Annotated in this window: 11 protein-coding genes; 9 read left to right on the plus strand and 2 right to left on the minus strand. The window is 72.3% G+C overall.

All coding sequences use genetic code 11. From position 1 onward, the window contains the following. Positions 1-63 precede the first annotated feature (63 nt). From C0216_RS01710 to C0216_RS01720, 3 genes are all read left to right on the plus strand, one after another. Entirely contained in the window at positions 64-621 is a 558-nt protein-coding gene (locus C0216_RS01710; protein ID WP_114053536.1) for a DinB family protein, read from the plus strand. A gap of 134 nt (positions 622-755) precedes the next feature. Next, on the plus strand, positions 756-1,514 hold the full coding sequence (locus C0216_RS01715; RefSeq protein WP_114053537.1) for a MerR family transcriptional regulator: 759 nt from the start codon (positions 756-758) through the stop codon (positions 1,512-1,514). Positions 1,515-1,655: 141 nt separating this feature from the next. Then, the gene (locus C0216_RS01720; RefSeq protein WP_114053538.1) at positions 1,656-2,348 is read left to right on the plus strand and encodes a DedA family protein; all 693 of its coding nucleotides are present in this window, start codon (positions 1,656-1,658) and stop codon (positions 2,346-2,348) included. A 143-nt stretch (positions 2,349-2,491) separates the two neighbouring features. Here C0216_RS01720 and C0216_RS01725 read toward each other — a convergent pair whose 3' ends face one another. Next, positions 2,492-4,147, minus strand: coding sequence for a threonine/serine ThrE exporter family protein (locus tag C0216_RS01725; RefSeq protein ID WP_114053539.1), 1,656 nt, complete (start codon positions 4,145-4,147; stop codon positions 2,492-2,494). Positions 4,148-4,331: 184 nt separating this feature from the next. Next, entirely contained in the window at positions 4,332-4,823 is a 492-nt protein-coding gene (locus tag C0216_RS01730) for an inorganic diphosphatase (protein ID WP_114058390.1), read from the minus strand. A gap of 147 nt (positions 4,824-4,970) precedes the next feature. On the opposite strand from C0216_RS01730, the gene dacB reads away from it, so the two are divergent. The 6 genes from dacB (at position 4,971) to folE (ending at position 12,477) form a co-directional block, all read left to right on the plus strand. Further along, a complete protein-coding gene (gene dacB / locus C0216_RS01735) occupies positions 4,971-6,404 on the plus strand; it encodes a D-alanyl-D-alanine carboxypeptidase/D-alanyl-D-alanine endopeptidase (RefSeq protein ID WP_246042268.1) in 1,434 nt (477 codons plus the stop codon). 71 nt (positions 6,405-6,475) lie between these two features. Further along, a complete protein-coding gene (locus C0216_RS01740) occupies positions 6,476-7,627 on the plus strand; it encodes a zinc-dependent metalloprotease (protein WP_114053541.1) in 1,152 nt (383 codons plus the stop codon). A gap of 202 nt (positions 7,628-7,829) precedes the next feature. Continuing rightward, entirely contained in the window at positions 7,830-8,915 is a 1,086-nt protein-coding gene (gene tilS, locus C0216_RS01745) for a tRNA lysidine(34) synthetase TilS (RefSeq protein ID WP_114053542.1), read from the plus strand. Positions 8,916-8,980: 65 nt separating this feature from the next. Continuing rightward, entirely contained in the window at positions 8,981-9,541 is a 561-nt protein-coding gene (hpt, locus tag C0216_RS01750) for a hypoxanthine phosphoribosyltransferase (RefSeq protein ID WP_114053543.1), read from the plus strand. Positions 9,542-9,748: 207 nt separating this feature from the next. After that, positions 9,749-11,761 (plus strand): ATP-dependent zinc metalloprotease FtsH, encoded by a 2,013-nt coding sequence (gene ftsH, locus C0216_RS01755; protein ID WP_114053544.1) that lies wholly within the window; start codon positions 9,749-9,751, stop codon positions 11,759-11,761. A gap of 110 nt (positions 11,762-11,871) precedes the next feature. Next, entirely contained in the window at positions 11,872-12,477 is a 606-nt protein-coding gene (gene folE, locus C0216_RS01760) for a GTP cyclohydrolase I FolE (RefSeq protein ID WP_114053545.1), read from the plus strand. Positions 12,478-12,507 lie beyond the last annotated feature (30 nt).

The raw sequence follows: 12,507 nt of genomic DNA on the forward strand, positions 1-12,507 counted from the left end.
GCATCGGAGCCTAACGTGGTGGGTGTCAGCAGGACGGCACACGGCACAGAAGGCGGTAGGTCCATGCCCACTTTCGTCACGCCCGAGGCTCACGGCGACGAGCGCGGCGCGCTCCTGTCCTACGTCGAGGCCCAGCGCGCCGGACTCCGCCGCGCGCTCCTCGGCCTGACCGAGGAGCAGGCGGCGAGCCACCCGAGCGCGAGCGGGCTCTCGCTGTCCGGACTGGCCAAGCACAGCGCCGAGGTCGAGTTCAACTGGCTGCGGCTGGCGCAGCAGCAGACCAACGAGCGCCAGCAGAGCGCGGAGAGCTGGGGCGACAGCTTCCGCCTCGTCGGCACCGAGACCATCCCCGAGATCCTCGCCTTCTGGGACGGCGTCACCGCGGAGCTGGAGAAGTTCATCCGCGAGCTGCCCGACCTCGACGCCACCTTCCCCCTGCCGGAGACGCCCTGGTTCCCCAAGGACGCCCGGGTGTCGATGCGGTGGCTGCTGCTGCACCTGGTGGAGGAGTTCGCCCGCCACGCGGGCCACGCCGACATCATCCGGGAGTCCCTGGACGGCGCGACCGCGTTCGAGCTCGTGGCCCGCGCCCGGGCCGAGGACGGCGCGCCCGCCTCCTGACCCGCTCCCGCCCGCCTCCTGACCCGCTCCCCGCCCGGCTCCCGGACGGCCTCCGGCGCGGCCCCGGCCGCGCCGGCTTGCACCTCACGCGGCGTGAGGGGGGAGAGTCGAAGGCGAGAGAAAGGGCGGAAGCCATGAGCTACTCCGTGGGCCAGGTCGCCGCGTTCGCCAAGGTGACGGTGCGCACCCTGCACCACTACGACGAGATCGGCCTGCTCTCGCCGGGCAGCCGCAGCAGTGCGGGGCACCGGCGGTACGACGACGCCGACCTCGACAGGCTGCAGCGGATCCTGTTCTACCGGGAGCTCGGCTTCCCCCTGGAAGAGGTCGCGGTCCTGCTGGACGATCCGGACTCGGACCCGAGGGAGCACCTGCGCCGGCAGCACTCCCTCCTGTCCGACCGGATCGCCCGGCTCCAGCAGATGGCCAAGGCCGTGGAGCAAGCCATGGAGGCGAACAGAATGGGCATCAACCTCACGCCCGAGGAGAAGTTCGAGGTGTTCGGGTCCCACGACCCGGACCAGTACGCCGAGGAGGCCGAGCAGCGCTGGGGCGGCACCGAGGCCTACCGGGAGTCGGCCCGCAGGGCGGCGTCCTACACCAAGGACGACTGGAAGCGGATCATGGCCGAGGGGGAGGACCTCAACCGGCGCCTGGCCGCGCTGCTGGACGCCGGGGCCGACCCGGAGTCCGAGCAGGCCATGGACCTGGCGGAGGAGCACCGGGGCTGGATCGAGCGCAACCACTACACCTGCCCCTACGAGATGCACACCTGCCTCGGGGAGATGTACGTGGCCGACGAGCGCTTCACTGCCTTCTACGACACGGTGCGTCCCGGTCTGGCGGTGTTCCTCCGGGACGCCATCATCGCCAACGCCGTCCGCCGCGCCTGATCCCGCCTGATCGCACACGGCCGCCATCCGGTACCTGGAACCGGGTGGTGGCCGTGAGCGTTGATAATTGAGACGATCCCCTCCGTCCGCTCCACCCCCTTCATCCGCGGACGCCCCCCGATCCAGGAGAGACCGGCACCCGTGTACACGCTTGCGCTCGGCCCCGAATGGCTGTCCCCGGACTATCTGATCTCGCACTTCGGTCTGATCGGCATCCTGGTCATCGTTTTCGCGGAATCAGGACTGTTCGCGTTCCTCCCGGGTGACTCCCTGCTGTTCACCGCGGGCCTGCTCGTCGCCAACGGCGAGTACATCAAGCAGCCGCTGTGGCTCGTGTGCACCCTGATCACGATCGCGGCGATCGTCGGCGACCAGGTCGGCTACATGATCGGCAAGTACTTCGGCCCGAAGCTCTTCAACCGGCCGAACTCCAAGCTGTTCAAGCGGGAGAACCTGGACAAGGCGCACGAGTTCATGGAGAAGCACGGCCCCAAGGCCATCGTGCTCGCCCGGTTCGTCCCGATCATCCGCACCTTCGCCCCGATGGTCGCCGGCGCCGGCTCCATGAAGTACCGCACCTTCCTCACGTACAACGTGATCGGCGGCATCGCCTGGGGCACCGGCATCACGGTCGCGGGCTACTGGCTCGGCCAGATCGACTTCATCAAGGAGAACATCGAGCCGATCCTCGTCGGCATCGTCCTCGTCTCCGTCATCCCGGTCGTCGTCGAGGTCCTGAAGGCCCGCAAGGAGAGCAGGGCGGCGGCCGAGCTCCCCGGCCAGAGCGGTCCGGGCGGCAGCCAGGGCGAGCGCCGGCGCCACGCCAAGCGCTGACCCTCCCGACGGCACGGCGCGGGCCCCACGGCCCGGTACGGCGCCCCGCGGACCCGCAGCGGTCCGCGGGGCGCCGCTTCGTTGTTCCGGTGCGTGCTGGGCGCCGCTCCTTGCTCCACGGGGCAACTCAACGCAGGCCCTGGCTAGTACCCGCGGGTGCGCTTGGCCGCGGCGCGGCGGCGGGCTGCGCTGGCGGCCCCCGGGATCCGCATGAAGAGCCGCGATGCCTCCTGCCCGAGGTTCACGCCGATGGCGATGGCCAGCGCGATGGCGGCGGCCTTGGTGAGCGAGCCCAGGCCGCGGTTGAGCTCGTCCTCGGCGATGAGCAGCAGCCCGTAGTACGTGGCCGAGCCGGGCAGCAGCGGTCCGATCGCGGCGGTGACGAACGGCAGGGCCGAGGCGAAGCGGTAGCGCGAGAAGAGCTGCCCGAAGAGGCCGACGAGCCCGGCGGCGACGGCGGTGGAGGGCACCGGCGGGATCCCGCCTGCGTAGTGCAGGGCGCCGAAGGTCACCCAGGCGACACCCCCGTTGAGGGTCACGATCCACACGGTGGAACGTTCCTGTTGGAGCAGGATCGCGAACGTGAACACCAGCACCATCGAGGCCGCGATCTGGATCAGCGGCCGCTGGGTGATCTGCAGGGCCTCCTCGGGCCGGGGCGCCGCGCCCAGTTGGAGCCCGAGGTAGAGCACCACCAGGACGCCCATGATGATGCCGATGAAGAGGTACATGACCTCCAGCAGGCGGGCCGACGCGGTGATGTAGAAGCCGGTCAGGCCATCCTGCACGGCCGCGACCAGCGCCCGTCCGGGCAGCAGCGCGAACAGCCCGCCGGTGATCACCGCCGAGGCGAGGACGTCGAGCTCGGTCAGGGCAAGTCCCACGCCGAGTGCCGCGGGCGGCATCGCGGCGACGACGAACTGGTAGAACTCCGGCAGCCCGCGGCCCGCGCACAGCCAGGCGAGCCGGTCGCCGAGCATGGCGCCGATCGCGGCTGCGAAGAAGACGATCACGCCGCCGCCGACGAGGACGGAGGCGGCGCCGGCCAGCAGGCCGGTGGCCGCGGTGAGCACCCAGGTCGGGTACGGGTGGCGGTTGCGGCGGATCTCCGCGAGGCGCCGGTAGGCCTCCTCCAGCGTCACCTCGGCCTCGGGGGAGCTGATGTCGGCCACGAGCCGGAAGACGGCCGCGAGCCGGTTGTAGTCCGTACCGCGGCGGCGTACGGTCCGGCTCGCCGAGACGGGGTCGCCCACCAGCGACGGCTGGTGGCTGATCGACAGCATGGTGAACGTGACGGTCGGCTCGCAGCGGTCCAGCCCGTAGCTGCGGGCCACCGCGAACATCGCGGCCTCCACGTCCTCGGCGCCCTCGCCGCCGGCGAGCAGCAGTTCGCCGATGCGCAGGGTCAGGTCGAGGACGCGGCCGACGGCGGGCCCCGCCTCGCCGTGCCGCTGCACGGGCTCGGGGACGGGTCGCACGTCCACCGGCATGCGCAGCATGGTGCGCATCCGGTCCTGCCAGGGCGACTCGGTCGTCCGCGCGAGCGGCAGCCCGGGGCCGTGCACGTACGCAGGCGGGGAGTGCTGGGCGCTGTAGGTGGAGGGCGGTGCGAACGCCGAGCCCTCCGGGGGCTCCGGCGGCGGCAGGGGCAGCCCCTCGGGCACCGTGAACTCGGAGGTCGGCTGGTCGTCGCCGAACGGCTCCGGTCCGGCGCCGGGCGGCGGGGAGAAGGCGCTGTGCGCCTCGTCGGATTGCGGCTTCCGGTCCTCTTCGTCCCCGGATCCCTCGGCCTCCGCCACGCGTCCTCCCGTCCCTGGCCGGCCCGGGTATCAGTATGCGGAACGGTTTCGTCCGGGGCGACCACGGGCCCGCGCCCCGGGGAAACGCCGAGGCGGGCGGCACCCGGTGGGGCGCCGCCCGCCTCGGACGGGGCAGGGGCTCGCGGGAGCCCTCACCGGCCCGCCGGGGCGGGCCGGAGCGGCCTCAGTGGCCGCCCTGCTCCTGCAGGCGCTTGAAGGAGCGCTCGATCTCGGCCTCGGCCTCGGCGCGGCCGACCCAGTTGGCGCCCTCGACCGACTTGCCCGGCTCCAGGTCCTTGTAGACCTCGAAGAAGTGCTGGATCTCCAGGCGGTCGAACTCGGAGATGTGGTGGATGTCGCGCAGGTGCTCCACGCGCGGGTCGGAGGCCGGCACGCACAGCAGCTTGTCGTCGCCGCCCGCCTCGTCGGTCATGCGGAACATGCCGATGGCGCGGCACTTGATCAGGCAGCCCGGGAAGGTGGGCTCGTCCAGGATGACCAGCGCGTCCAGCGGGTCGCCGTCCTCGCCCAGGGTGTTCTCGACGAAGCCGTAGTCCGTCGGGTAGCTGGTGGAGGTGAACAGGCGACGGTCCAGGCGGATCCGGCCGGTCTCGTGGTCCACCTCGTACTTGTTCCGCGAACCCTTGGGGATCTCGATGGTGACGTCGAACTCCACGTCCTGCTCCTCCATGATCAGCTTCGTTGCTCGAGTGATAGCGCGTCCGGGCCCAGCCCTGCCGGGTGGGGTGCCATGCTCGCGGCAAGACGCAGTGGTTAAGTGTCCCTCACGCACATACGTGATCGCGAAAGGGGCTGGTGCGAGGTGCCTCTGGTCAAGACGTGGCAGCTCATCGCGGGGTCGACCGCCGCCGGTCTCGCCCTGTCGGTGGCCGCGGTGTCCGCGGCCGGTCCTTGGGACTCCGGTCAGCGTAAGGCCGAGCGGGACAGGGCCGCCTCCTGGGAACCGGCGGGTGGCGCAGATCACGCCGCGCCGCCCCTGCCGCAGCCCGCGCCGAGCGCCCCCGGCGTGCTCGCCGGCATCGGCCCGGGCCTTGCGCAGGCCGCCGGCGCGGCAGGTGCCGCGGAGCCCGCCGGGCTCGCCGAGGCGCTGCGGCCGCTGCTGGACGACCCCGCGCTCGGCAGCGCCCGTACCGCCTCCGTCGTGGACACCGCCACGGGTCGCGTCCTGTTCGAGTCGGGGCACGGCCGGCCCATGGCCCCCGCCTCCACCACCAAGATCGCCACGGCGGCAGCGGCGCTGACCGCCCTCGGCCCCGACCACCGCATCCGCACCACCGTCGCCCCCGGCACCGACCCCGGGCAGATCGTCCTCGTCGGCGGCGGCGACCCCTCCCTCACCGCGAAGAAGAAGCCCCCGGCCGGCTCCGGCGGCAGCCTCGTCGCGCTCGCCGCCGACACCGCCCAGGCCCTCAGGGCCACCGGCCGGGACAGGGTCGCCCTCGGCTACGACGACAGCCTCTTCACCGGCCCGGCCCGGCACCCGATCGGCGTCAACGGCAACCTCGCCCTCGTGAGCCCCCTCATGGCCGACGAGGCCCGGCCCGACGACTCCGTCTCCGGGCCCGTGGCGCGCATCGAGGACCCCGCCGCCCACACCGCCCGCTCCTTCGCCGCCCTCCTGGCGGAACGCGGCATCACCGTCACCGGCGAACCCGCCCGGGCCAGGCCCGCCGCGGGCACCCAGCCGCTCGCCGTCACCCTCTCCACCCCCGTCTCCGGGCTCGTCGAGCGGATGCTGACCCACAGCGACAACGACATCGCCGAGGCGCTCGCCCGGCAGACCGCCCTCGCCTCCGGCCGGCCCGCCGGCTTCGAGGGCGCCGAGAAGGCCGTCGCCGACCGGCTCGCCTCCCTCGGCCTGGACACGGCCGGCTCGCGCTTCGCCGACGGCAGCGGCCTGAACCGCGCCGACCGCCTCACCGGGAGCCTGCTCACCGGGATCCTGGCCAAGGCCGCCGACCCGGACCACCCCGAGCTGCGGCCCCTCCTGACGGGGATGCCGGTCGCCGGGTTCACCGGCACGCTGCGGGCCCGCAACGCGGGCGACTCCCCGGCGGCCGGCCTCGTCCGCGCCAAGACCGGCACCCTCACCGGGGTGAACGCCCTCGCGGGCACCGTCGTGGACTCCTCCGGGCGGCTGCTCGCCTTCGCGTTCCTCAGCGCCGAGGCCCCCGACGGCCCCGCCGCGGAGAAGCGCCTCGACCGGCTCGCCGCGGCCGTCGCCGCCGCCCGCTAGGGCGGTGCCCCGCGGACACCGGCGGCTGCGCGGGGGATCCGCAGCGGCCCGGGTCCACGTACCGTTGACGCATGACGAGCATCGGTGGTGCCGAGATGGTCGACTGGAACCTCGCGGTGGCGACCGCGACGCGGCTGGTCCGGCCGGGTCCGGAGGTCACGCGCGACGAGGCCCGGGCCGTGGTGGCGGAGCTGCGCCGGCACGCGAGGACCTCGGAGCGCCACGTGCGCGGGTTCACCCGCATGATCCCCGAGGGCGCGGAGGTCCCCGACACCCCGGTCCTGGTCGTCGACCGGGCCGGCTGGGTCCGGGCCAACGTGGCCGGCTTCCGCGAACTCCTCGCCCCGCTGCTCGGCAAGATGCAGGACCGCCGCGCCGGCACCCCCGGCGCCGGCGTCCTCGGCGCCGTCGGCGGCAAGGTCACCGGCGTCGAGCTCGGCATGCTGCTGAGCTTCCTCGCCTCCCGCGTGCTCGGCCAGTACGAGACCTTCGCGCCCCTGGAGCGCGACCTCTCCCGCGGCTCCGGGGCCGCCGCCGGCGGCCGGCTGCTCCTCGTCGCCCCCAACGTCGTCCACGTCGAGCGCGAGCTGGACGTGCACCCCCACGACTTCCGGCTGTGGGTCTGCCTGCACGAGGAGACGCACCGCACCCAGTTCACGGCCGTGCCCTGGCTGCGCGACCACCTCGAAGCGGAGATCCAGAGCTTCCTCGGCGCCACCGAGATGGACCCGGCCGCCCTCCTGGAGCGGCTGCGCGAGGCCGCCCAGGCCTTTGCCGGGGCCCGCCCCGACGCCGAGCGCGGCGACGAGGGCCGCACCCTCGTCGAACTCGTCCAGACGCCCGAGCAGCGCGAGGTGCTGGGCCGCCTCACCGCCGTGATGTCCCTGCTGGAGGGCCACGCCGACTACGTGATGGACGGGGTCGGCCCCGACGTGGTGCCGTCCGTCGCCGAGATCCGCGAGAAGTTCCAGCAGCGCCGCGCCACCGGCGCCGGCCGGCTGGATGCCGCGCTGCGCAAGCTCCTCGGCCTGGACGCCAAGCTGCGCCAGTACCGCGACGGCGAGCGCTTCGTACGGGCCGTCGTCGGGCAGGTCGGCATGGACGGCTTCAACCGGGTGTGGACCTCCCCCAACACGCTGCCGACCAAGGCGGAGATCGCCCGGCCCGCGGACTGGGTGGCCCGCGTGCACGGCAGGGGCGGCGAACCGGGCGAAGGGGAGTGACCCGGCAGGCGTAAACCTGTCGCCCGGGGGGAACGAGCGTCACCCGTCCGAGGGACCGTGGGGCGTTGAAGGGCGTGCGATGCTCGGAGGACGGCTCGGTTCTGTCACCATCGACGCACTCTGAGTGACAACCGCCCATCCCGCGGAGGCCGCTCCCGGCCTCCCACGGCATCTGACGAAACTCCACCGAAGGGCACCGGACATGGGTCCCCATCCTGCGGTCGCGGCGATACGCCTGGCGGTCCGCCGCGTTCTCCACGACGTCCTGACCGACCTCGCCGAACGGCCCGCCCCCGTCCGCGGCGGCGCCGGCCGGGGCGCGCTCCTCCCGGCGCCCGGGGCAGGCAGCCCGCCGCTCGTCCTCGTCGCCTGCTCCGGCGGCGCCGACTCCATGGCCCTCGCCTCGGCCCTCGCCTTCGAGGCGCCCAAGCTGGGCATCCGGGCCGGCGGCGTCACCATCGACCACGGCCTCCAGCCGGGCTCCGACCTGCGCGCGGCCGAGGTCGCCACCCGCATGGCCGCCCTGGGCCTGGACCCGGTCGAGGCGGTCACCGTGCGCGTCGGCCGCGAGGGCGGCCCCGAGGCCGCGGCCCGCGACGCCCGCTACGCCGCCCTGGACGACGCCGCGAACCGGTTCGGCGCCGCAGCCGTGCTGCTCGGCCACACCCGGGACGATCAAGCGGAAACCGTCCTGCTGGGGCTGGCCCGCGGCTCCGGCATCCGGTCGCTGTCCGGGATGCCCGAGGTCTCCGCCGGTCCCGGCGGACACGGCGCCCCCGGCCGCACCCACCGCTACCGCCGCCCCTTCCTCCAGGTCGACCGGCAGACCGCCCGCAAGGCGTGCATGGTGCAGTCGCTGCCCGTGTGGGACGACCCGCACAACATCGACCCCGCCTACACCCGCTCCCGGCTGCGGCACGAGGGGCTGCCCGCCCTGGAGAAGGCCCTCGGCAAGGGCGTCGTCGAGGCGCTCGCCCGCACCGCCCAGCTCTCCCGCGACGACGCGGACGCCCTCGACGCCTGGGCGGCCGAGGCCGAGGCCGGCGTACGCGACGACGACGGACGGCTGGAGTGCGCCAAGCTCTACGCCCTGCCCCCGGCCGTCCGCCGCCGCGTGCTGCGCCGGGCCGTCGTCGCGGCGGGCTCCCCGGCCGGCTCCCTCTTCGCCCGCCACATCGAGGAAGTCGACCGGCTGATCACCGGATGGCGGGGCCAGGGCGCCATCAACCTGCCCGGCCGGGTGGAGGCCCGGCGCCAGGGTGGCAGACTTGTCATCCGGCAGGGCTGATAGGTGCTGAAACACGGCTGAGTCCTCCGGGGTCGCCCCCGGGGTCCCGGCCGACAACGAAAGTGATGCGGGTGGACGAGAAGGACATGGGCAGCGACCTGGCGTCGGTGCTCATCACCAAGGAAGAGATCGACGCGAAGCTGGCCGAGCTGGCCGCGAAGATCGACGCGGAGTACGCGGGCAAGGACCTGCTCATCGTCGGCGTCCTCAAGGGCGCGGTGATGGTGATGGCGGACCTGGCGCGCGCCTTGTCCACCCCGCTCACCATGGACTGGATGGCGGTGTCCTCGTACGGCGCCGGCACCCAGTCCTCGGGTGTGGTGCGGATCCTCAAGGACCTGGACACCGACATCAAGGACAAGCACGTCCTGATCGTCGAGGACATCATCGACTCCGGCCTGACGCTGTCCTGGCTGCTGTCGAACCTGGGCTCCCGCCAGCCGGCCTCCCTGGAGGTCGTCACCCTGCTGCGCAAGCCCGACGCCGCGAAGGTCGCCATCGACGTGAAGTGGGTCGGCTTCGACATCCCGAACGAGTTCGTCGTCGGCTACGGCCTCGACTACGCCGAGAAGTACCGCAACCTGCCGTTCGTCGGCACTCTCGCCCCGCACGTCTACGGCGGCTGACGCACCTCCTGCGCGGGGCCTCCGACGGGGGTCCCCGCCGGGGAACCCCCGGCCGCCCCCCGCCGTTGAAGCAGGGGAAAGCAGTTCTGTCAGCCGTCCCACGGGGCCGCGGGTGACAATTCAGGGGTACATTCCGAAGAACAGTCTTTACTCACAGCAGCATTTACCTACGGGCAGGAGGGACGGGGCGCCTTGCGTCCCGTATGGATGGACGTGAAGCGATACTTCCGTGGGCCGGTCATGTGGATCGTGCTGGCCGTCCTCGCCGTGGTCGTGTTGATGAACGTCGTCAGCTCAGGCGGCGGCTACAAGTCGGTGGACACCAGCGAGGTCATCAAGGCGATCAACAGTGGCCAGGTGGAGCAGGCGCGCCTGACCACCGGCGACAGCCAGATGATCAAGATTGACCTGAAGAAGAACGAGAAGCTCGGCGACAAGTCCGGGACGAAGTTCCAGGCCAACTACATCGGAGACCAGGGCGTGCAGCTCGCCCAGAGCCTCCAGACCAAGTACGAAGCAGGTCAGATCCCCGACGGGTACTCCGTCGCCCCGGACAAGACCAGCCCCTTCCTGAGCGTGCTGCTCTCGCTCCTGCCCTTCGTCCTCATCGTCGTCGTCTTCCTGTTCCTGATGAACCAGATGCAGGGCGGCGGCTCCCGGGTGATGAACTTCGGCAAGTCGAAGGCCAAGCTCATCACCAAGGACACCCCGAAGACGACCTTCGCGGACGTCGCCGGATCGGACGAGGCCGTCGAGGAGCTCCACGAGATCAAGGAGTTCCTGCAGGAGCCGGCCAAGTTCCAGGCCGTCGGCGCGAAGATCCCCAAGGGCGTCCTGCTCTACGGCCCGCCCGGCACGGGCAAGACCCTGCTGGCGCGTGCCGTCGCCGGCGAGGCGGGCGTCCCGTTCTACTCGATCTCCGGTTCCGACTTCGTCGAGATGTTCGTCGGCGTCGGCGCCTCCCGCGTGCGCGACCTGTTCGAGCAGGCGAAGGCGAACGCCCCGGCGATCGTCTTCGTCGACGAGATCGACGCCGTCGGCCGGCACCGCGGTGCGGGCCTCGGCGGCGGCCACGACGAGCGCGAGCAGACCCTGAACCAGCTGCTCGTCGAGATGGACGGCTTCGACGTCAAGGGCGGCGTCATCCTGATCGCCGCCACGAACCGCCCGGACATCCTCGACCCAGCGCTGCTGCGCCCGGGCCGCTTCGACCGGCAGATCGCCGTCGACCGGCCGGACATGCAGGGCCGCCTGGAGATCCTCAAGGTCCACCAGAAGGGCAAGCCGGTCGCCCCGGACGTCGACCTGTCGGCCGTCGCCCGGCGCACCCCCGGCTTCACCGGTGCCGACCTGTCGAACGTGCTGAACGAGGCCGCGCTGCTCACGGCCCGCTCGGACAAGAAGCTGATCGACAACCACATGCTGGACGAGGCGATCGACCGCGTCGTGGCGGGCCCGCAGAAGCGGACCCGGATCATGTCCGACAAGGAGAAGAAGATCACCGCGTACCACGAGGGCGGCCACGCCCTGGTGGCGGCGGCGTCCCCGAACTCCGACCCGGTCCACAAGATCACGATCCTGTCCCGCGGCCGGGCCCTGGGCTACACCATGGTCCTGCCGGACGAGGACAAGTACTCGACCACGCGCAACGAGATGCTCGACCAGCTGGCCTACATGCTGGGCGGCCGCGCGGCGGAGGAGCTGGTCTTCCACGACCCGACCACCGGCGCCGCGAACGACATCGAGAAGGCCACGGCCACGGCCCGCGCGATGGTCACCCAGTACGGCATGACCGAGCGGCTCGGCGCGATCAAGTTCGGCGGCGACAACACCGAGCCGTTCCTGGGCCGCGAGATGGCGCACCAGCGGGACTACTCGGAAGAGGTCGCGGCGCTGGTCGACGAAGAGGTCAAGAAGCTCATCGAGACCGCGCACAACGAGGCCTGGGAGATCCTGGTCGAGAACCGGGACGTCCTGGACAACCTGGTCCTGGCCCTCCTGGAGAAGGAGACCCTGGGCAAGGAGGAGATCGCCGAGATCTTCTCCACGGTGGTCAAGCGCCCGGCCCGCCCGGCCTGGACCGGCTCGGCGCACCGCACCCCGTCGACCCGCCCGCCGGTGCTCTCGCCGAAGGAGCTCCAGCTGACGAACGCGGCGAACGGCACCTCGGCCGCCGTGTCGGTCGAGAAGGACCCCGTCGCGGAGGACCGCGCCGAGTAGGCGCAGGCCGGGGCGGGTCCCCGGAATGGATGCCGCGCCCCCCGGGTTCTAGCCTGGGGGGCGCGGCATTTTCGTATGCCCGTGTGATCGAGGACAGGAACGAGGCACAGATGACCGACCCAGTGACCCTGGACGGCGAGGGCACGATCGGCGTGTTCGACGAGAAGCGGGCCGAGGCGGCCGTCCGCGAGCTGCTCCTGGCGGTCGGCGAGGACCCGGACCGGGAAGGCCTCCTGGAGACGCCGGCGCGCGTGGCCCGGGCCTACCGCGAGATCCTCGCGGGCCTGTGGCAGAAGCCGGAGGACGTCCTGACGACGACGTTCGACCTCGGGCACGACGAGATGGTCCTGGTCAAGGACATCGAGATCGTCTCCCTCTGCGAGCACCACCTGCTGCCCTTCCACGGCGTCGCCCACGTCGGGTACATCCCGGCGGAGAGCGGGAAGATCACCGGGCTGTCCAAGCTGGCCCGCCTCGTCGACGTCTACGCCCGGCGCCCGCAGGTGCAGGAGCGGCTGACCACGCAGATCGCGGACTCGCTGATGGAGATCCTGGAGGCGCGCGGCGCGATCGTCGTCGTGGAGGCCGAGCACATGTGCATGTCGGTCCGCGGCATCCGCAAGCCGGGCGCGAAGACGACGACCTCGGCGGTCCGCGGCCAGCTCCGCGCCCCTGCCACCCGCAGCGAGGCCATGAGCCTGATAATGGCCCGCTGACGCCGCAGCCCGCCGGTGTGCGGGCGGGTG

Origin of the sequence: Streptomyces globosus (assembly GCF_003325375.1) — a bacterium.
Classification (GTDB): Bacteria; Actinomycetota; Actinomycetes; order Streptomycetales; family Streptomycetaceae; genus Streptomyces; species Streptomyces globosus_A.

What these genes read in the sequence shown, in the direction of transcription:
- C0216_RS01710 (WP_114053536.1), top strand. Translation starts at nt 64, where the DNA reads ATGCCCACTTTCGTCACGCCCGAGGCTCACGGCGACGAGCGCGGCGCG.
- C0216_RS01715 (WP_114053537.1), top strand. Translation starts at nt 756, where the DNA reads ATGAGCTACTCCGTGGGCCAGGTCGCCGCGTTCGCCAAGGTGACGGTG.
- C0216_RS01740 (WP_114053541.1), top strand. Translation starts at nt 6,476, where the DNA reads ATGACGAGCATCGGTGGTGCCGAGATGGTCGACTGGAACCTCGCGGTG.
- tilS (WP_114053542.1), top strand. Translation starts at nt 7,830, where the DNA reads ATGGGTCCCCATCCTGCGGTCGCGGCGATACGCCTGGCGGTCCGCCGC.
- hpt (WP_114053543.1), top strand. Translation starts at nt 8,981, where the DNA reads ATGCGGGTGGACGAGAAGGACATGGGCAGCGACCTGGCGTCGGTGCTC.
- ftsH (WP_114053544.1), top strand. Translation starts at nt 9,749, where the DNA reads ATGGACGTGAAGCGATACTTCCGTGGGCCGGTCATGTGGATCGTGCTG.
- folE (WP_114053545.1), top strand. Translation starts at nt 11,872, where the DNA reads ATGACCGACCCAGTGACCCTGGACGGCGAGGGCACGATCGGCGTGTTC.